This is a genomic window from Shouchella hunanensis (assembly GCF_028735875.1).
GTDB classification, from domain to species: Bacteria; Bacillota; Bacilli; order Bacillales; family Bacillaceae_D; genus Shouchella; species Shouchella hunanensis.
On the sequence record NZ_CP117834.1, the window covers coordinates 2277419 to 2296880 of the forward strand.

Here is a 19462-nt window from a genome sequence, read left to right on the forward strand (position 1 = left end):
AGATGAATTTATCGAATGGTCCATTAACAGGTATTCGTATCGTTGATGCTTCGACAGTGCTAGCGGCCCCTTTTGCGGCAAGTTTGTTAGGGGATATGGGGGCAGAGGTCATAAAGGTGGAGCTTCCACAGACTGGTGACCCGTTACGTGGTCTCGGTCCTTATAAGGAGGAAGAACCATTGCGATGGCCAGGAATGTCTCGAAACAAACAATCATTGACGTTAGATATTCGTCAAAAAGAAGGACAAGAAATCTTTAAAGATCTACTAAAAGACGCTGATATTCTCATTGAGAATTTTCGTCCGAACACACTAGAGCGATGGGGACTTGGATATGAGGAATTGAAACAAGTCAATCCTAAGCTTGTGATGGCGAGACAATCAGGATACGGACAGACAGGACCTTATGCAGAAAAGGCTGGCTTTGGCACTCCTGCTACGGCGTTTTCAGGATACACGTATTTACAAGGGTTTTCTGATCGGCATCCAGTAAGTCCTGCTTTCTCGTTAATGGACTATATTTCTGGGGTGTTTTTAGCCTTAGGCTCAGTAAGCGCGCTTTACAATCGCGATGCAGGTGGAACGGGGCAAGGACAGGTAGTGGAATTAGGTTTATATGAGGCGATGTTTAGAATGATGGATTTTCTAGTTGCGGAATATGATCAGTTAGGGAAGGTACGCGAGCGTGCGCCAATGTTGCACGGTCATTCAAGTCCAGCTGGCACGTATCGTACAAAGGATCATCATTGGGTTGTGCTTGTTTGTAGTACGCAACGAACTTGGGAACGTCTAGCAAAAGCAATGGAACGAGAGGAGTTAATTGAGTGTCAACGCTATCGAACAAATGCTGATCGAATGGAAAACGATGAAGAATTGCAAGAAATTGTAAGCGATTTTATATCATTGAACAATCGTGATGAATTACAGCAAAAGCTTGATCGATTCGGTGTACCGATTTCGCCAATAATGAATATTAAGGACATCTTTGAAAATGAACAGTATCAAGCGCGAGAAAACATCCTTGAAGTAGACCATCCTCGCTTAGGAAAAGTGAAGGTTCCTGGAATTGTTCCGAAATTCTCCGAAACCCCAGGTCGTATACGGCACCGAGCTCCCGATTTAGGTGAGCATACCGAAATCATTTTAAAACGATTAGGTTATTCAGAAGAACGAATAACAAAGCTAAAAGAAAGTGGGGTCGTGTAAATGGAAAGAGGTTATCCAGAGGAAGTGACGATATGGGAAGTGTTACCGAGAGATGGTTTTCAAATGGAAACCTGGGTGGAAACCGAGACAAAAATTAAACTCATCAAGTCTTTGGCGGCATGTGGTATTCGCCATATTGAAGCGACTTCTTTTGTTCACCCACGCGCTATTCCACAACTGAAAGATGCAGAAGCTGTTGTAAAGGGCATCCAAAGCTTAACAGACGTTTCATTTCGAGCACTCGTACCAAATCTTAAAGGAGCTGAGCGCGCAATCGGTGTTGGGATTAAGCAAATAAAATTGCTTTTATCGGCAACCGATTCACATTCATTAGCGAATTCAAATTGTACCCGTGAAGAAGCCATTGAAAAACTGCTCCCCGTAATTGAGCTGGCTAACCAGAAAAATGTGTATGTTGGCGGCGCGTTAACGGTCTCATTTGGGTGCCCCTATGAAGGCGAAGTGAACGAAGAAGAACTGATGAAGCTCATTCAACAATATAAAGACATGGGTATTCGCGAGATTTCGCTAGCAGATACTGCTGGCATGGGCAATCCAAAACAGGTGTCACTGCTTTTACAAAAGTTGAAGCGAGCTTTCCCACTTCTTTCATTTTCATTACACTTGCATAATACAAGAGGCATGGCGTTCGCGAACGTTGTGGCAGGACTTGAAAATGGTGTGACTTCCTTTGATAGTTCGACAGCAGGACTTGGTGGCTGTCCTTATTTTCCAAAAGCCGCTGGGAATATTGCAACTGAAGATTTAGTCCATTCTCTCCACTTGATGGGAATAAAAACAGGCATTGATGTGGATCGATTGATGACTGTTGCGAAAGAGGTAACCGACGTAGTAGGGCACGAAGGTAGTAGTTTTCTTCTAAAAGCTGGACAAAATAAAGACCTTGCTAAAAAACCAACAGGACAGGAAAAACTGGGATAATAAGAAGCGTTTGCTAGCTTACAAGCTAGTAAACGCTTTTATGTGTGCGCCCATCCTACTAAATTATTTTGAAAAGAGAGGGTGACTTCATGTAATGTAAAGATAGAGGAATAAGGGATAGGAGTGTGTGAAGTGGAAGGACCAGTAAAAGGATTGCAAACTGTACATCGAGCTGTACGCTTGTTGAAATGTTTTACAGTCATTGAGTCAGAGTTGTCTTTGACAGAGTTAACACAAAAGCTTGAACTACCTAAATCAACAACTGCTCGACTTATTGATACTTTAATCGATGTAGGAATGTTGGAACGTAATGAATCGAACTTTAAGTATAAGTTAGGTCATAGTGCATACGTGTTAGGACGTGTAGCGGAAGTATCTAATGATGTGGTACAACTAGCAACACCGAGAATGAAACAACTGCGTGACCGAACGAATGAATCCGTTGCTTTGTTTAAATTGGACGGAGAAAAACGCGTCTGTATCCAACGCTTTGTTAGCTTAGAGGTCGTCACGCATAATGTGAGTATAGGCTCTCGGTTTGATTTATCAATTGGAGCAACAGGAAAATCGCTGTTAGCGTTTCAAACGGATGAATTTATTGAGCAGGTGTTACAGAAGGTGCCAGATCAAGCAAAGCTACGAACAGAACTCGTTAACATTCGTGCAACAAACAAAGCGTTAAGTATGGATGAGCGTGGTGCAGGGGTGAATGCCATCTCATCAGCGATCTTCTCTATGTCGGGAAATGTAAAGTATTCAATTAGCCTTACAGGGCCAAGTATGCGTTTTACTGAAGAGAAAATGAACTTATGGCAGGATCATTTGCTTGAAGAAGCAAACAAACTATCACAAGAATTAGGCTACGTCATGCACTAGAAGAGAACGTTCACTTTGAAAAGGTTGCCGCCACACGTCTCATGTAACGTGTACGGAAGCCTTTTTTTCTTTTCCGATAAGATTAACAATCATGGAAGAAGATTGTTTTAAAGAAATGGAACTCACACACATTTCCAACTAAAAAAACAGCCTAAAAAGAGCTCGGTGCTAAATGATAATTGTTCAGAACTAAAATAATACTTGAAAAGTACCACATATTGAGTTTAGAATACACATATCGGAACAAAAAAAACCGATCATTCTTTTTGGATTTTATTGTAAGCGTTTCCAGTAGGTGCGATTTTTTATGAAAGCGATTTAATGATTGAAGGAGGGATAGTATGAAACCACGATTACCCATTTCTTTGGCATTGTTTATGTTGGTACTAGTTGTTGTTGGTTGTAGTAATGAGGGGACGGTAGATACTGAAACATCGGAATGGAAGCCTGAGAAACCAGTTGAAATGGTGGCACCTGCTCGTGCTGGAGGTGGGTGGGATACATTCGCCAGAGTTGTATCGAACGCTATTATGGAACAAGGGTTAATGGATCAAACGATTGGAGTGGTTAACAAGCCTGGTGGAACAGGGGCTGTGGGATGGGCGTACATACAAAATGTAAACGATCCCCATCATATTTTTTCAACATCGACGACAATGGTTTTTTCAATGCTTGCCGGTAATTCTGATTACAACTGGGATGATATGACTCCTATCGCTAATCTTGCTGCTGACTATGGCATTATCGCTGTTCGTGCAGATGCTCCATGGGAAACATTAGATGAGTTTTTACAAGATTATAAAGAGAACCCTGAATCTATTACGGTAGTTGGCGGGAATACGCCAGGTGGATTTGATCATGTTCAGTTTATATCACTCGCAATGGAAGCAGGCATTCCGATGGAAGAGATTACGTACGTAACCGATCAGTCAAGCGGTGGTCTTCCCATTCTATTAAACGGAACAGTAGATGTCTTGAGTTCAAAGCTAGGTAGCGGTGCTGTTGCACAACATCGAGCGGGGAATATAAAGATCTTAGCTGTATTATCAGAAGAGCGTCTTGATTCTGAACAATTAGCGAGTTTTCCAACAGCTGTTGAGCAAGGCTACGATACGGTCTTCGTCAACTGGAGGGGTGTATATGGACCAGGTGATATGACAGATGAGCAAGTTGCTTATTACGAGGGAGTTATGAGAGACATTAGCGAGTCTGAACAGTTTGCTGCCATTCGAAAACAATTTGGATGGGACGATTTGTTTATGGGGAGCGAAGAATACACAGAATTTATCCGACAAGAAGTAGAGACGAACAGCGCTATTATGGAAAAACTAGGGTTATTAGCGAAGTGAAAGGAAGGTGAGAACAATGACAATGAACCAGAAAATAAGCATTCCTTTGTTTATACTAGCCATTGGTTATTTGCTAGCAACTTGGCTACTACCTAAGTATGAATACATTTTAATTGATGCTGACATTTTCCCACTCCTATTAGGTGGCTTGCTCGCACTGTTTTCCGTTATTCTCTTTTTCTCTAAAGACGAAGAGGGAGCCAAAATCTATATAGCGAAAGATGATTTGAAAGTCATTGTGCCAGTCGTTCTTTTAATGCTTTTGTATATTCTGTTGTTGGAGCCAGTTGGCTTTGTCATTACGACTGTTTGTTTTATCTTTATCTGCTCTCTCCTCTTAGGCTATAAAAAACATGTAACAAACGGCATTGTTGCCGTACTCTTTCCAGTGGCTTTTTACTTTTTGTTTACACGCTATTTAATGATTGCTTTGCCGAGTGGTATATTGCCAATTTAATGGTCAGAAAGGAGCTACCCTATGGGAGGCTTTAGTGGAATTATTGAAGGGTTTCAAGTCGCATACAGTTGGGAAGGCATTTTATTCGTTGCCCTTGGGGTTTTAATTGGAACGGCCATTGGCATTATGCCGGGACTAGGTCCAATAACGGCCATTGCCGTTATGATTCCCATTACATATGGAATGAATCCAACGTTTGCGCTAGTGATGATGGCAGGGGTGTACTATGGTTCTATTTTTGGTAGTTCAACTTCTTCTATTTTAATAAACACACCTGGTGCAGCAAGTACAGTGGCGACAACGTTTGATGGCTATCCAATGGCACAAAGGGGAGAGGCTGGAAAAGCGTTAGCCATTGCAGCGATAGCATCCTTCGTAGGTGGAACCGTCGCGGCTATCTTTTTAATGTTATTTGCACCAGTGCTAGCTGGACTGGCCGTCTCATTTGGACCAGCTGAATACTTTGCGCTTATGCTACTTGGGATGACGGCTATAGCTAGTCTTTCTGATGGATCATCCATACGTGCTTTTATTTCTGCGGTTTTAGGGTTTATGGCTGTGACCATCGGGATTGATGCACAAACAGGTACGAACCGTTTTACGTTTGGAAATGTCAACTTGTTAGAAGGTGTCGATTTTCTAGTTATTGCGCTTGGATTGTTTGCTATGGCGGAAGTAACCTATCTTATTATTAACCGACGAGATCGTTCGTTTGAAAAGCTTTCCAATATCGGTTCTATTCGGTTGTCGAAAAAAGATTTAAAAGAAATTAGTGGGCCAATGGGGAGGCATTCCATCCTTGGATTTCTAATCGGTATCCTACCGGGGGCAGGGGCTACCATTGCTTCGTTCATGAGCTATGTTTCAGAGAAGCGAATTTCCAAAAATCCAGAAGAATTCGGAAAAGGGTCTGCCAAAGGTTTGGCGGCTCCAGAGACATCCACGAATGCTGCTTCTACAGGTTCGTTTGTACCACTTTTAAGCTTAGGTATACCAGGGTCAGGAACAACTGCGGTTCTACTTGGAGCCTTTCTCGTATTAGGGGTTCAGCCAGGTCCGTTGCTTGTGCAAGAAGAACCAGCATTATTTTGGGGAATTATTGCGAGTATGTATTTAGGGAATATTATCTTAATTATTTTGAACTTGCCTTTAATACCTTATATCGCAAAACTATTAAAGATTCCTCGTCCTTTATTAATCTCACTTGTACTAACGCTTTGTATGATGGGGGTCTATGCAATTAGTTTTAGCACTTTTGATTTGTATTTGCTTTTACTCTTCGGCATTGTTGGTTTTGTCATGAAATCTTTAAAAATTCCAGCGGCTCCTTTTATTCTAGCATTTGTGCTAGGAGATTTACTTGAAGAGAATTTCCGAATGGCGTTAACCATTTCTAGAGGGGATTGGATGGTGTTTTTTGGGAATCCAGTCGTAGTAGGACTCCTGTTGCTTGCGGCACTATCGGTTATTCTACCAAACCTTAATAAATTTAAAAAGAAAACGAAAAGGAAGGATTTAGATGAATCCATGTAATGACGATCCAGAAGTATTCTCGCCAGACATTATCGCAAGAGCAAGAAAACTAAACAGTTCACTCCTTGCCGACGCGATGGATGGAGCCAATACGATGTCGTATGATATTAGCCCTGTCGCTCAGGGTTATCAGATGGTGGGAGCGGCAGTGACTGTGTCGATGAAACCAGGAGATAATTTGTTTTTGCATGAAGCGATTTATAAAGGCGCTCCAGGCTATGTGCTTGTTGCGGATGGAAAAGGGCATACCAAAAATGCATACATGGGTGAACTGATGGCTGCCGCCGCAGAAGCTTTAGGGTTAGAAGGAATTGTCATTGACGGCTTAGTTCGGGATCGCTCAGATTTACAAAAGCTAGACTTACCTATTTTTGCGAAAGGTTTCGTTCCGAACGGCCCATACAAAGAGGGGCCAGGTCAATTGAATAGCCCAGTTTCTTGTGGAGGTGTGTCTGTTCAGCCAGGGGATTTAATCGTAGGAGATGATGATGGTGTTACGGTAGTACCAAAGCAAATGATTAAAGCCGTGTTTCAAAAAGCAGAAAAAAAGCAGGCATATGAGGAAAAGCGTTTAAAAGAAATTGCTGCTTTTAAGGAAGATCGAATCAACGGCGGAAATGAACGGACGATTGAACCAAGCTGGCTGAAAGAGAAGATAAAGCCTTTTTTGTAAGTAAAACAAGATAGGAGTGGTGAAATGATCGGATTTATTGGATTTGGAGAAGCCGCATATGAAATGGCAAAAGGATTGACACAAGAAGGCGTAACAGGAATCATCGCGTATGATCCATTATTGATCGAACAAGACATGAGCCATATCATTAAAGAAAAAATGACAGCAGTAGGGGTAGTACCTTGTGCTGATGCAAAAGAAGTCGCAATGAAAAGATCCTTACTCATCGCAGCGGTTCCGGCACAATTTGCTTTAGCCGCTTGTGAAGCTGTAGAGGACTGTTTAACAGCGTCGCATTTATATGTTGATGTATCAGCATCAAGTCCAACCGTTAAAAAAACGATCGCCGAGAAAGTAGCAAAGTCAAACGGGAAAAGTGTAGATGCCGCTATGCTTGGACCCCTTACCGTCAATCAACATAAAGTACCTATGTTTATAAGCGGCGATGGGGCACATGAGTTCAAAAAGCGAATGGACCCATACGGGATGAACATTACAGTCGTTAGTGAACAAGCTGGAGATGCCTCTTCTATTAAACTAATGCGTAGCATTTATATGAAAGGAACGGCTGCCCTGTTAATCGAATTAATGGAGGCATCGAGAGAGTTAAAAGTGGAAGATCAAGTTTTGGCTTCCATTAAAGAGACAATGGAGGCCGTGCCGTTTGAGCAGTTAGTCAACCAGCTCGTAACAGGGACTTCCATTCATTCCGAGAGACGAAGCATTGAGCTTGAAGGCTCTCTTGAACTATTAGACCAATTTTCTATAAATAGTGTGATGACTCAGGCAAGTAAAACAAAACTTGACTACGTTAGCCAGCTTGGATTGCGTCAATCTTTTAAAGGAAAGCGCCCTTCTACTTGGCAAGATGTTATTGATGAAATGAAAGTGAAGCATCAGGCTAGTAAAGCAGGTGAATACCATGCAAGTAAATAAAGATTCACTCCAGGAACTGGTCACAACTCTGTTTCAAAAGGCTGGCTTTGAATATGAACAAGCCCATACGTTAGCTGCTCATCTCGTTCTAGCGAATTTAAGAGGTGTCGATTCTCATGGTGTTAGTCGAGTGAAAACATATATTGAACGTGCACGATCAGGAATGATAAATGTAGGGAAAGAATATGAGATTGAAAGAGATTTACCGTCTAGTTGCTTAATAAATGGTAAAAATCATATGGGCATTTTACTCGCAACAGATGCCATTCAGCTAGCGGTAAAAAAGGCACAAGCAACAGGTCTTGGCATTGTAGGAATTAAACGTTCAAACCATTGCGGTATGCTGGCTGATTATGTTTCGTACGCAGCAAAGCATGACTGTGTTGCCATCGCCGTAACAAATGCCCCACCAAGCATGGCGCCATGGGGAGGAAAAGCTGCTTTTTTCGGAACGAACCCTTTTGCTTATGGAATGCCTGTAGCTAGCGCGGAACCAATCGTTTTTGATATGGCAACAAGTGTGGTTGCTAGAGGGAAAATACGCTTAGCCAAAAAAAATAATCAGAGCATTCCTCTTGGCTGGGCCGTGTCGAAAGACGGGCAACCCACCGAAGACCCGGCTACTGCCCTTGATGGTGGAACCGTGCTCCCTGTCGGAGGCCCAAAAGGATACGGACTTGCCTTCTTTGTAGAAGTACTTTCTGCTTTGATGACAGGTGCCAGCTTTGGTCCACATCTCGGAAGTCTTTATGAGAAGGAAGAACAGGATGTAGGGCAGTTCTTCCTCGTCTATAAAGCAGACCTTTTTGTAGAACTGGACGAATTTAAACAGCGCATCGCACAGATGGCAACAGAAATAAAAGCGAACCCTCGTGCAGATGGAGTCGAAGAGATTTTTTTACCAGGCGAACTCGAAGATATGGAAAAGGCAAAGCGACTAAAAGAGGGTATTCCATTATCCGAAGCGGTAGTCAGTGAATTAGAAGAAGTTGCCGCCTATTATGGTGTTGCGATGGACCGTGATCAATTGAACATGTAAGGGAAAGGAAGGTTAGGTCAGAATATAGGGTTATAAACGATAAAGAAACTCTTAATAGTCCTACTGCTTCATGAATTAGCTTACGACGTTGTCTAGTGAATCGCCCTCTTCTTTTAATAGGTGCGAACCCGAAGCGAACATAAAATCCCTAGAAGACCCGCACCATTTTTTTGGATGAATATGTAAAAGTATGTAACGGATGTTGAGTGTGGGTGCTTTTTCTTATTCAATTTGTGTTACTATTTAATAGGAAAAGGTAGTTTTAAGCCTTTTTTCGCTGTCGCACTCTATGTGAGTGCGTGGATTGAAATTTGCCGACAAGTGAAGCATCTTGCCAAAAACCTAGTCGCACTCTATGTGAGTGCGTGGATTGAAATAAAGCACTTAGTCAAGAAGTAAGCAGCTGCATCGTGTCGCACTCTATGTGAGTGCGTGGATTATAGAGTGCACGAATTAGAATGATGACCATATCATCCGAGCTATGTATCCCTCTCGGTATGACTGTACAAGTAAATTTCTAGATAAAAACCCCCACTTTTAAAGTAGGGGTTTTCAAGTTTATAATCCAAACACAATTGGCATCCAGAAGTACACGGCTCCGGTAATGACGATAATAGAGACGATGTTGAGCCATACACCAGCTTTCGCCATATCACCGACAGCGAGATAGCCGGCGCTAAATACAGCTGTATTCGGAGGTGTAGCAACTGGGAGCATATAACAGGAACCAGCAGCTAGTGCAGCGGCAGCCATAAGAGGTAGAGGATCAACACCTAAGGCGATACCGAGTCCGACAGTAAGTGGTAGAATTAAATTTGAAACGGCCGTATTGGAGAGAATCTCTGTAATCCCGAGTACAAATACGACTAAAAGCAATAGGACGAAAATGTATTGCATCCCTTGAAGCATTTGAAGCAAATCTCCAATTGATTCATTCAACCCAGATTCTCCAAAAGCGGCTGCGATGGACATTCCGCCACCAAATAGAATGAGAATTCCCCATGGGAGGTCTTTCATATCTGTCCATTCGAGCACACGCTCACCTTTTCTCGAACTAGGGAGAAAGAATAGTAAGACAGCACCAAATACGGAAATGGTGGCATCATTGAGATTGTCAAAAAACTCACCAATTTGACCAGGAATAAACCCAAGGGCGGAAACAAATGGAGACAATGTCCATAGTAAGACTGTAATGCCGAATACGACAGCCACTTTTTTCTCATCGGATGTAAAGTTTCCTAGTTTCGTTATTTCTTCTTTAATAAAGGCCATTGTACTTTCTGTATCTTCATCATTTGAATCTACTTTGAATTGTATTTTTGTTAAATAAAAATAAACAACAATCAGTAAGATGATGGCTACTGGACTCGCGAATAATAACCATTCAGCAAACGTTACAGTACGATCAAGCTGAGAGGATGCGATCCCTGCAAGTAAGGCATTCGGGACTGCTGCAACAAGGGTTGCCAGTCCACCGATTGTAGCTGCATAGGCGACTGCTAGTAGTATGCCTTTTGAGAAATAGTCGAAATTCTGACCTTTAAGGATGTTTTTATCTTTCACTTCGTTAATTAAAGCGATTGCAACAGGAAGCATCATCAATGCGGTCGCAGCATTTGATACGAACATGGAAATGGCAGCGGTTGCGATTAAGATACCGAGAATGATTCGGTTGCTTTTCGTTCCAATCATCTTAATAATATTTAACGCGATGCGTCTATGTAGATTCCATTTTTGAATGGCAAGAGCAATGACAAAACCACCACCGTACATGAAAATTACGGAGCTGCCATATGCTGGTGCAATTGAACCGATCTCGACTCCATTAAATGCAGGAAATAAAACGAGAGGAAGTAGAGACGTTACTGCCATATGGATTGGCTCTGTTACCCAGTATGTCGCAACGAGAAGGGTTACCCCTAATACGATTTTCGGTTCATGGGATAAAACGCTTTCAGGAATGAGGAAATAAACTAAGGCAAAGAATAGAGGACCTAAGAATAGTCCGACCAAGTTGCGCGTTGTGTACTGCTTGTTGTTATCTGTCTCTTTGTTTGCCTCCATAAATAAGACTCCTTTTTCAAAATATATTCCGAAAAACTAGTATAATGTTTCGATCCGTAGATTGTCAAAACGATAGAGAGAATGCTAAGGGACAATCGTAGCAATGATAATAAGAGACCGAAGAACTCTCCCAGTCTCTTATTTCTTCATTATTTAATGGATGCAAAACGTAGCTTCGCCATTCTATTAATGGCTTCTTCTAATCGATCTTCCTCCGCTAGTAGTCCAATTCGAACATAGCCTTCGCCATATTGACCGAATCCATTTCCAGGTGCTACAACGAGATGTGCTTCTTTTAGTAAATAGTCAGCGAACGATTCAGAAGTAAACCCAGTTGGTACAGGCATCCAAACGAAGAAGGAGCCTTTTGGTGCGTCCACTTCTAAACCAATGCGTCTTAATCCGCTAATAAAGACATCTCGCCGTTTTTCGTAGCGGGCAACTAGTTCTTTTACTTCGTTTTGATCGGATAAAAGTGCGGTTGCTGCAGCTTGCTGAATAGCACCGAAGAGACTGACGTATAGGTGATCTTGTAGCAAATTAATAGACTTTATTACCGACGCATTTCCAACCGCGAAACCAACACGCCAGCCAGCCATATTATATGTTTTTGAGAGAGTGTACATTTCGACGCCGGTTTCTTTTGCGCCAGCAGCTTGTAAAAAGCTCGGCGGTTTCACACCATCATAACCAATCGCACCGTATGCAAGATCGTGAACAACACAAATGTTATTCGCTGATGCAAACCGGACCGTTTCTTCGAAGAAATCGTGTGTGGCGACGCCAGCAGTTGGGTTATTTGGATAATTTAAAAACAAGAGCTTAGCTCGTTCGGCTGTTTCTTTTGAGATGGACCTGTAGTCTGGTAAAAAGTCATTTTCCGCAAGCAACGGAAAGAGTGACGCTTGAGCTTGCGCCAATGCAATACCGGACGTGTAATCAGGATAGCCTGGATCTGGTAGAAGCGCAACATCTCCTGGATTTAGCAAGCATTGGCTAATTTCTACAAGCCCCGTTTTGGCACCGAAAAGGACGGCTACTTCCGTTTCTGGATCGATGGTAACGTTGTATTCACGTTTATAAAATGTAGCGACAGCTTCTTTTAGAAACAGATGACCACTAAAAGGCGAATATTGGTGAAAATGTGGCTCACTTGCCGCTTGCTGGAGCGATTCAACGATAAAGTCTGGCGTCGGTAAATCAGGATTGCCCTGACCTAAATTTATAATGTCGTGACCTTGTGCTAGGTGCTTTCTTACAGTCGCTGTTAAGCGGGCAAAAAATTGGTCGGGAAGGCCTTGTAAAAGTGTTGATTGTTCAAATTGGGTCATCATTACCCCTCCAAAAAATAGGGCTTAAGACAAAAATGCCATAAGCCAGAATAAATCTTTAATGATTAGTTAGTTCTGCTAAAGGCAGGGTCATCATACTTGTGCGCAACCCAACCCTCGGGATCAATGAAAAGACGCACTGCAACGACTTGACGTTCGTCAGACAGGGTGAAGAAGTGTGGTGTATCTACGGGAACGCTAATCACATCACCTGGCTCTAGCTGGACATCGAAGTACCCAACGTCAGTCCCTTTTATGACAAAGCTTCCTGAGCCTGCGGTAATAGCACGAACTTCGTCTTCGGTATGGGTATGTACCTGTTCAAACTTTTTCAGGAGCGCCTCTAAATCAGGTGTATGTTCGTTTAATGCGATAACGTCCCACTTTTTGTAGCCGCGGCGTTCAGCAAGGGACCGAATATCGGCATCATACGTAGTTAAAATTTGTGCTTTGTCCTCATCACTGATTTGGCAGTTTCCTTGTAGGCTACTCGGTAATTTTGCCGGGTCCCACTGTTCATATAGGACGTCTTGACTGTCTAGAAAAGCTTGTACTGCTTCTTGTCCTTTAATGATTTCCTCTGTGTCTCGAATAACGATTGTTGCCATTGTCCATTCCTCCTCAAAGTAGATACTAGGCGACGTAGTTAACGTGCCAACAGCTCTTTTTTTAGTTGATATGAAAATAAAAATTCAAAGGCTTCTAAATGTTTTTTAGCTTCAAATCCATTTCGTCCCCACGCAGTAATGCCATGGTTACGAATTAACACCCCATAAATGCCAGGGTGAATTCGATTGGCAACGGCATCTGCAAGCTTAGTAAGATCGGCGTAATTTTCAACAATCGGAACCGTTAATGCACCGTCTTCCTCCCAAATTTGAAAGGCTTTAATAAGCTCTTGGTTTCGAAAAACAATCTCACCTTTGTCCCCGTAAAGATCGGAAATAAGGTTGTTATCAACCGTGTGGATGTGAAGGGAGCACCCTGCATCCGTTTGCTCATAAATGCGTTGGTGAAGCACTGTTTCAGCTGATGGTTTTAATGGTGTTGTTTGAACTGGTTGGCTATCTTTACCAACAAGAAGAAAGTCTTCAGATGTTCGCTTACGTTTGTCCTTTCCACTAGCTGTCACAAGAAAAGTGAGAGGATCAGTGGATACTTTGATGGACAAATTTCCACTCGTACCAGGAAACCAATCCCGTTCAGCAAGCTCATCTTTAATGGCTGCTAATTCATCCCATTTTTGTGTAAGAGAAAGTTGTCCAGTAGTCATCGCGTCACTCCTAATGTTTGTAAGGCATCTACAACGGTATGGAACTGTTCAAAGCGCGTATAAGGGAGCTGAAGAGCTTTGCATTTGTCTTCCAGATAGTCCCCACATACAAAAACATGGTCGGCGATTTTTGCTGCTTCAAGATCGGTTATGGAATCCCCAATAACAATTCGATAATAGGAATCTTCTGGGTACTGACGTAAAATAGATGGTTTGCAGCAACCGCAGTCATTTCCGCAATGTTGGTCACAGGCATGGGGCCACGTAATGTGAATTGTGTCACCACTAAAATCGCTGCCATTGCAATAGAGCTCTCCGTTTAATGGGTACGCCTTCAACATCGGCTCTACAAAAAAATCAATTCCGCCGCTGACAATGTGAAGGGGAATATTTTGACGGTTGGTTTCATCGACAAAGTCGGCAAATCCAGAACGAATGGTTGCTTGTTGAACGAATGCACGAATCGCTTCTTTTTTTGAAGAAGGAATTAAATGAAACATGTCGCCAACACCAGAGCGAATGGAACGCTTTTGCGCGAGTATGTCATTTTTTATCTCTTCCCATTCTGGTGGAGCAAAAGCAGCCATAATGGCCATGATGTTGTCTTTCGTTGTTATGGTTCCATCAAAATCACAGAATAGGACAGGTTGGCGTTGCGTCATCCTTTTCCTCCCCACTGTTCAAGAGCTGCCGCGAGTTCAGTCTTTTTATAGGCGGCATCGGTTAACTGGGAATTGGTTAAAACTGCATCAATAGCTTGACGAAAAGCTGTTGCACCAGCGGCAGCACCATGAGGATGCCCGTGAACACCGCCTCCAGCATTAATAACAGATTCTTTTCCGAAATCTTCAACCAATTGAGGAACAAGCCCTGGATGAATTCCTGCGGATGGAACAGGAAAAGAAGGGCGATAAACCGTTGATTCAGTTAAAGCAGATGCGATTGCCGTTGTTTCCTTTTTCTTTAGGGCAACATTTCCGTATGGGGATGGAAATAGGACAAGGTCAGCGCCTGCCGCCCGTAACAGTGTACCTAGCAATACTTTGTTAGAAATGCCATACTCATCTGAAGCCGTTAATGCTCCAGATACTGCTGGATGAGCCATAATCGGTAGTTGAATGTCAGGATCTTCTGCGAGGGCTTGTAGCACATCTAGTCCATAAGCGAACACATTAAGCAAGAGTGCTGATGCACCGAGCTGCTTAGCTTGACGTGCTTTTTCTCGTAATTCATAGGTACGGCCACTTAGATTAACAGCGTATAATACCCGCTTGCCGGTTTCCTGTTCAACTTGGTCGAGTATGCGTTTTCCTCGTTTAACACGCTCTTCAAACGGCGTAAGAGGGTTATCAAACAAAATTTCATCATCTTTAACAAGGTCAACGCCGCCACAGGCTTGCGCATAAAGCTGTTGTTCAAATTCATCCAGACCCTTGCCGATCATTCCTTTAAAAATACTCATGACGAGCGGACGGTCATAAACACCAATTAGCTCACGAATACCTTCTATTCCAAAGGATGGTCCGGGGAATTGGCTAGCAACATCTTCGCTAAACGAGAGATCAATGAGCTTAATGGTGCCATCTAATGACAGTTTCCCAAAAACGGTTGTTAAAATAGCGGGAATGTCATGGCTGAAATTGGCTGAGGGGTAGCGCACTGTAAGAATTCCACTTTTACCGTCGTCTTGAACATCTACAACCACACCTTTATGCTTGTGAAGTTGTTGCTTTTCAAGTGTTGGCAAGTTCGTCCATGAACCAACCGTTAGTCCAAGAGCAATGTTTTCTGCTTTTTTATGTAAATCTCCACCACTTGGAACAAGATAAGTCGCTGTCACATCGCTCATCGAAATAGCCCCTTTCGTTATGCTTACAAATAAAAACGTCCCCTTCGTATGAGGAAGAGGACGTGTCGCGTGTATACAACAAAAGTCGTGTCCTCTTATCTGCCACGCACAATGCGCGAGAGAATTAGCACCTTGAATCAGTCTAGCGACTGAAACAGGTTGCCGGGCTTCAACGGGCTCGTCCCTCCACCTGCTCTTTATAAGAGTTGTATCTTTCATTCAATTAAGAATCGTTGGAATAGATTATGACAGGGTTCTGGTGGCACGTCAATCTTTTTTTCGTCTTTCGTAAAACGATTCCAATAGGCCGTTCTTTTGTAAACCGTTTGTATTTTTTGAAAAAAGAGTATTGACAAATAACGGAGCTGCATTTTATGATTACTCCCAACACAATAAAATATTGCTCTTATCGAGAGTTGGCTGAGGGATTTGGCCCTTTGACGCCCAGCAACCGACCGTCCATATACCATTTTATGGAAACCTCTTAGAAGGTGCAAGGCACGGTGCTACATCCAACAGGTTAAATCACCTGAGAGATAAGAGACGGACTATGTATGCTACCGCCTCTTTCTTGTACATGAAAGAGGCTTTTTATATGAAATGATGGTGTTAGGTGCAAGGAGAGTTGATACAAGCAAACGAATGAGGAGGAAAAACGATGACGAAACAAGAATGGCCGGCAGCCATTATGACAGAAACAGAAGTGGTTACGTATGTAAAAGAAGCGTTTGGTTTTTTTAATAAGGATGCTCGCCTTGTCTGCAAGGAAATTGGAGATGGTAACTTAAATTATGTGTTTCGTGTGCATGATGAAGAGAGTAAGCAGTCATTAATTGTTAAGCAAGCAGGACCGGTTTCGCGTCTTTCGGATGAATTCGTTGTCTCTCCAGATCGCAATCGAATAGAGACGGATATACTTCGGTTGCAAGGGAAGCTCGCTCCTGGGTTTGTACCGAAAGTATACCATTATGATCGGGACAAGAACTGCGTCGTTATGGAAGATTTATCGGATTTTACAATCTTACGAACCGCTTTATTAAACAGACAACAATTCCCTCAGCTCGCTGAACACCTCTCAACATTTCTTGTGGAAACCCTTGTGTCAACGTCTGATCTTGTTCTGGATCACAAAGCAAAAAAAGAACTAGTAAAATCCTATACAAATCCAGAATTATGCGAAATTACAGAAGATCTTGTTTACACGGAACCTTTTTTTCCACATCCACGAAACGATGTTTTTCAAGGAACAAAGTCTTTTGTTGAAAAAGAAATTTGGGGAGATCGACAATTAGCTCTGGAAACAGCGAAGCTTAAATTCCAGTTCCTGACGAATGCGCAAGCGTTACTCCATGGTGATTTACATACAGGCTCCATTTTTGTTACATCATTAGAAACAAAAGTCATTGACCCTGAATTTGCTTTTTATGGACCAGCTGGCTATGACATTGGCAACATTATCGCAAACTTTATTTTTGCGTATACGAACAGTGTCTACACAAGTGAAGGGGAAGAAGCATTTCAAGACTATCTTCTACACACAATTGAAACATTAGTTGATCAGTTTAGAAAGAAGTTTATTACGGCGTTTCAGGAGAAAACAACAGAAAGAGTGGCTCACTATGAAGGGTTTCTAGAACACTACTTACAAAGTGTTTTAGAAGATGCGGTAGCGGTTGTAGGTTTGGAACTATGTCGCCGAATCATTGGCATTGCAAAAGTCGTGGACCTAACAAGTATCGCAGACAGTCAAGCCCGTAGTGAAGCTGAAATCGCATGCTTAACCCTAGGAAAGACGTTTATTTTAAATCGTAGCGATTATCAAACAGGTCATGGGATTGTCGAAGCGATTAGAGGAGTCGGAAGCTATGTCAACCATTCAATCAGTTAAGTTAACGAGTGAAGATACACTCGTCATCCTTGATCAAACGCTTCTGCCAGGCGAAATCGTGTATCGAACATTAACAACACAAGAAGATGTTTGGCAAGCCATTGTTGCCTTGCAAGTGAGAGGAGCACCAGCTATCGGGATTGCCGCGGCTTATGGTGCCTACGTGGAACTCGTCCGGCATCCTTACGTTACAGTTGCTGAGCTTCGGCATACGTTTGCTAATGTAAAAGCATACCTTCTTTCATCTCGTCCGACTGCGGTAAACTTGGCATGGGCGCTAGAACGGTTGGAGAAGATTGTTCAGCAGTCGTGGGGAAGAGTAGAAGACGTACTACAAGCGGTTCGTGAAGAAGCGGAAGCCATTCGTACAGAAGATGCACAAGTTTGCGAAGCCATTGGCAGGCATACCCTTACACTACTAAAAAAAGAAGATGGGATCTTAACCCACTGTAATGCAGGTGGCATTGCAACAGCAAAATATGGAACTGCCCTTGCACCACTTTTTCTTGGGAATGAACAAAACTATTCCTTTCGTGTGTATGCTGATGAAACACGACCACTCCTTCAAGGAGCACGGCTTACCGCTTGGGAACTTCAGCAAGCGAACATTGATGTGACATTAATTTGTGATAATATGGCGTCAATTGTTATGCAGCAAGGCAAAATTAATGCTGTACTTGTCGGCTGTGACAGAGTCGCTGCTAATGGGGACACAGCAAATAAAATCGGCACGTCAGGATTAGCGATACTCGCCAACCATTACGGCATCCCCTTTTACGTCTGTGCACCCACATCCACCATTGATTGGAGCTGTCGAACAGGAGCGGACATTGAAATTGAAGAGCGTTCAGGTATAGAAATAACCGATTCTTGGTATGAACAGCCGATGGCGCCACCGGCTGTAAAGACATACAACCCAGCTTTTGACGTAACAGACAACGCGTTAATTACAGCCATTATTACGGAGCATGGCATTGTTCGACCGGCATATAAAGAAAACCTTGCCGGACACCTTCAAGTGACCTGATAGGGTGTATGATAGAGAAAAAGCACAAATAAAAAATACGTAGCACTGTGAAAATGGTGCGGGCCCGAAGCAAACATAACATGCCTAGGAGACCCGCACCATTTTTTTCGACTCAACATGTAACAATGTGTATAGGTATTGCTGGAAAGCCTTTCTGAAGGATGAATGTATGGTAATATTTAGGGGTATGAAGATGACGTTAGCCTTTTTTCGTGATCGCAATTAATAGAAGTGCGTGAATTGAGATAAGAGATTTTTAAGGAGTTGAGCAGAATGAACAAAAGCAAGCTATTGCTGGTGGTTGTTCTTTCCATGCTGGTAGGAGGATGTGGCCAAATGGATAGCTCACTAGAAGAAGAAGCAGAAAAAACGCCAGCGGAAATGGATCCTGCAGATGTGCCACAAATTGATGCGTTTCAAAATGAGTATTCCCGAGAACTGATGGTGTCGACAGAGCCAGTAGCGGAAGGCTTTTATTTAATGCGTTCAAAAATTGACGCCTTTACAATATGGTTTCCAGAAGAGGCTGTGTTTATGGACAATGCTTCTGGTGTGGATGGGGACCACTATGAAAAAATTAGTTTTGCTTATGAAAGTGAAGAGGAAAATCGGGGATACTTGATTGATTTTCAATACAATTACAGTGGGTATGCTGAAAGGCCAGACTGGTTGTTGGATAATTTACGGAATCGCTGGAGTTATGAGGAAGAATGGAAAGAAATTGATGATGAAAATGGACGCATATACTATGGATATACAATAGAGGATTTTAAAGGGCATCAAAATCATGTTTTTATGGGCTATAAAGTATCATCCCAAGAAGCGCCTCAAGGAATCGAATTTCTTTATATCTCTTCTTGTGTTGATGAAGAAGCCGAAAGTTGCCAGATGGATTTTGAAGAGGAAGAAGAGTATGTTCTTCAGTGGATGAAGTCGATCCAGTTTTCCGGAACCCGTAGTAATGGAGATGAGACCGATGGCGAATGACAAACGATTAAAAAGACAGACCGATAAGAAAGC

General features: G+C 42.6%; 18 protein-coding genes and 2 riboswitches. Of the genes, 12 read left to right on the forward strand and 6 right to left on the reverse strand.

Translation table 11 applies throughout. From position 1 onward, the window contains the following. The first annotated feature begins 2 nt into the window (after positions 1-2). From PQ477_RS11560 to PQ477_RS11600, 9 genes are all read left to right on the forward strand, one after another. Entirely contained in the window at positions 3-1205 is a 1203-nt protein-coding gene (locus tag PQ477_RS11560; protein ID WP_060704976.1) for a CaiB/BaiF CoA transferase family protein, read from the forward strand. Further along, the gene (locus PQ477_RS11565; protein ID WP_035396609.1) at positions 1206-2147 is read left to right on the forward strand and encodes a hydroxymethylglutaryl-CoA lyase; all 942 of its coding nucleotides are present in this window, start codon (positions 1206-1208) and stop codon (positions 2145-2147) included. A 132-nt stretch (positions 2148-2279) separates the two neighbouring features. Next, on the forward strand, positions 2280-3023 hold the full coding sequence (locus PQ477_RS11570; RefSeq protein ID WP_052008124.1) for an IclR family transcriptional regulator: 744 nt from the start codon (positions 2280-2282) through the stop codon (positions 3021-3023). 341 nt (positions 3024-3364) lie between these two features. Beyond that, positions 3365-4372 (forward strand): Bug family tripartite tricarboxylate transporter substrate binding protein, encoded by a 1008-nt coding sequence (locus tag PQ477_RS11575; protein WP_035396603.1) that lies wholly within the window; start codon positions 3365-3367, stop codon positions 4370-4372. Positions 4373-4388: 16 nt separating this feature from the next. Further along, positions 4389-4829 (forward strand): tripartite tricarboxylate transporter TctB family protein, encoded by a 441-nt coding sequence (locus PQ477_RS11580; RefSeq protein WP_274271902.1) that lies wholly within the window; start codon positions 4389-4391, stop codon positions 4827-4829. 21 nt (positions 4830-4850) lie between these two features. Beyond that, positions 4851-6362 carry a tripartite tricarboxylate transporter permease gene (locus PQ477_RS11585; protein ID WP_274271903.1) on the forward strand — a complete coding sequence of 504 codons (1512 nt, stop codon included), beginning with the start codon at positions 4851-4853 and terminating at the stop codon, positions 6360-6362. Further along, on the forward strand, positions 6349-7035 hold the full coding sequence (locus tag PQ477_RS11590; protein ID WP_274271904.1) for an RraA family protein: 687 nt from the start codon (positions 6349-6351) through the stop codon (positions 7033-7035). Before PQ477_RS11585 ends, PQ477_RS11590 begins: the two co-directional genes overlap by 14 nt. 24 nt (positions 7036-7059) lie before the next feature. Further along, positions 7060-7971: an NAD(P)-dependent oxidoreductase gene (locus PQ477_RS11595; protein WP_274271905.1), complete on the forward strand. Its 912-nt coding sequence runs from the start codon at positions 7060-7062 to the stop codon at positions 7969-7971. Continuing rightward, positions 7958-9010, forward strand: coding sequence for an Ldh family oxidoreductase (locus tag PQ477_RS11600; protein WP_274271907.1), 1053 nt, complete (start codon positions 7958-7960; stop codon positions 9008-9010). Before PQ477_RS11595 ends, PQ477_RS11600 begins: the two co-directional genes overlap by 14 nt. Positions 9011-9568: 558 nt before the next feature. Here the strand turns inward: PQ477_RS11600 and PQ477_RS11605 are convergent. From PQ477_RS11605 to PQ477_RS11630, 6 genes are all read right to left on the reverse strand, one after another. Further along, on the reverse strand, positions 9569-11074 hold the full coding sequence (locus PQ477_RS11605) for an SLC13 family permease (RefSeq protein ID WP_274271908.1): 1506 nt from the start codon (positions 11072-11074) through the stop codon (positions 9569-9571). A 149-nt stretch (positions 11075-11223) separates the two neighbouring features. Next, positions 11224-12405, reverse strand: coding sequence for a pyridoxal phosphate-dependent aminotransferase (locus PQ477_RS11610; RefSeq protein ID WP_274271910.1), 1182 nt, complete (start codon positions 12403-12405; stop codon positions 11224-11226). 65 nt (positions 12406-12470) lie between these two features. Then, positions 12471-13013 (reverse strand): AraC family ligand binding domain-containing protein, encoded by a 543-nt coding sequence (locus tag PQ477_RS11615; protein ID WP_274271911.1) that lies wholly within the window; start codon positions 13011-13013, stop codon positions 12471-12473. A gap of 38 nt (positions 13014-13051) precedes the next feature. Beyond that, the gene (locus PQ477_RS11620; RefSeq protein ID WP_274271912.1) at positions 13052-13678 is read right to left on the reverse strand and encodes a methylthioribulose 1-phosphate dehydratase; all 627 of its coding nucleotides are present in this window, start codon (positions 13676-13678) and stop codon (positions 13052-13054) included. Next, entirely contained in the window at positions 13675-14340 is a 666-nt protein-coding gene (locus PQ477_RS11625) for a 2-hydroxy-3-keto-5-methylthiopentenyl-1-phosphate phosphatase (protein WP_060704967.1), read from the reverse strand. The genes PQ477_RS11620 and PQ477_RS11625 overlap by 4 nt, the downstream gene beginning before the upstream one ends. Then, on the reverse strand, positions 14337-15527 hold the full coding sequence (locus tag PQ477_RS11630) for a 2,3-diketo-5-methylthiopentyl-1-phosphate enolase (protein WP_274271913.1): 1191 nt from the start codon (positions 15525-15527) through the stop codon (positions 14337-14339). Before PQ477_RS11630 ends, PQ477_RS11625 begins: the two co-directional genes overlap by 4 nt. Before the next feature lie 92 nt (positions 15528-15619). Beyond that, positions 15620-15733: riboswitch (SAM riboswitch) on the reverse strand. Between the two features lie 197 nt (positions 15734-15930). Then, positions 15931-16070: riboswitch (SAM riboswitch) on the forward strand. A 115-nt stretch (positions 16071-16185) separates the two neighbouring features. Here PQ477_RS11630 and mtnK point away from each other — a divergent pair. The 3 genes from mtnK (at position 16186) to PQ477_RS11645 (ending at position 19429) form a co-directional block, all read left to right on the forward strand. Further along, entirely contained in the window at positions 16186-17415 is a 1230-nt protein-coding gene (gene mtnK, locus PQ477_RS11635; RefSeq protein ID WP_274271914.1) for an S-methyl-5-thioribose kinase, read from the forward strand. Next, a complete protein-coding gene (mtnA, locus tag PQ477_RS11640) occupies positions 17393-18442 on the forward strand; it encodes an S-methyl-5-thioribose-1-phosphate isomerase (RefSeq protein ID WP_274271915.1) in 1050 nt (349 codons plus the stop codon). Before mtnK ends, mtnA begins: the two co-directional genes overlap by 23 nt. A gap of 273 nt (positions 18443-18715) precedes the next feature. Next, positions 18716-19429: a YvcA-related protein gene (locus PQ477_RS11645; RefSeq protein ID WP_274271916.1), complete on the forward strand. Its 714-nt coding sequence runs from the start codon at positions 18716-18718 to the stop codon at positions 19427-19429. Positions 19430-19462: the final 33 nt, after the last annotated feature.

Excerpts from the sequence above, each read along its gene's own strand:
- PQ477_RS11560 (WP_060704976.1), top strand. The coding sequence starts at position 3 with ATGAATTTATCGAATGGTCCATTAACAGGTATTCGTATCGTTGATGCT.
- PQ477_RS11565 (WP_035396609.1), top strand. The coding sequence starts at position 1,206 with ATGGAAAGAGGTTATCCAGAGGAAGTGACGATATGGGAAGTGTTACCG.
- PQ477_RS11575 (WP_035396603.1), top strand. The coding sequence starts at position 3,365 with ATGAAACCACGATTACCCATTTCTTTGGCATTGTTTATGTTGGTACTA.
- PQ477_RS11580 (WP_274271902.1), top strand. The coding sequence starts at position 4,389 with ATGACAATGAACCAGAAAATAAGCATTCCTTTGTTTATACTAGCCATT.
- PQ477_RS11585 (WP_274271903.1), top strand. The coding sequence starts at position 4,851 with ATGGGAGGCTTTAGTGGAATTATTGAAGGGTTTCAAGTCGCATACAGT.
- PQ477_RS11590 (WP_274271904.1), top strand. The coding sequence starts at position 6,349 with ATGAATCCATGTAATGACGATCCAGAAGTATTCTCGCCAGACATTATC.
- PQ477_RS11595 (WP_274271905.1), top strand. The coding sequence starts at position 7,060 with ATGATCGGATTTATTGGATTTGGAGAAGCCGCATATGAAATGGCAAAA.
- PQ477_RS11600 (WP_274271907.1), top strand. The coding sequence starts at position 7,958 with ATGCAAGTAAATAAAGATTCACTCCAGGAACTGGTCACAACTCTGTTT.
- PQ477_RS11605 (WP_274271908.1), bottom strand. The coding sequence starts at position 11,074 with ATGGAGGCAAACAAAGAGACAGATAACAACAAGCAGTACACAACGCGC.
- PQ477_RS11610 (WP_274271910.1), bottom strand. The coding sequence starts at position 12,405 with ATGACCCAATTTGAACAATCAACACTTTTACAAGGCCTTCCCGACCAA.
- PQ477_RS11615 (WP_274271911.1), bottom strand. The coding sequence starts at position 13,013 with ATGGCAACAATCGTTATTCGAGACACAGAGGAAATCATTAAAGGACAA.
- PQ477_RS11620 (WP_274271912.1), bottom strand. The coding sequence starts at position 13,678 with ATGACTACTGGACAACTTTCTCTTACACAAAAATGGGATGAATTAGCA.
- PQ477_RS11625 (WP_060704967.1), bottom strand. The coding sequence starts at position 14,340 with ATGACGCAACGCCAACCTGTCCTATTCTGTGATTTTGATGGAACCATA.
- PQ477_RS11630 (WP_274271913.1), bottom strand. The coding sequence starts at position 15,527 with ATGAGCGATGTGACAGCGACTTATCTTGTTCCAAGTGGTGGAGATTTA.
- mtnK (WP_274271914.1), top strand. The coding sequence starts at position 16,186 with ATGACGAAACAAGAATGGCCGGCAGCCATTATGACAGAAACAGAAGTG.
- mtnA (WP_274271915.1), top strand. The coding sequence starts at position 17,393 with ATGTCAACCATTCAATCAGTTAAGTTAACGAGTGAAGATACACTCGTC.
- PQ477_RS11645 (WP_274271916.1), top strand. The coding sequence starts at position 18,716 with ATGAACAAAAGCAAGCTATTGCTGGTGGTTGTTCTTTCCATGCTGGTA.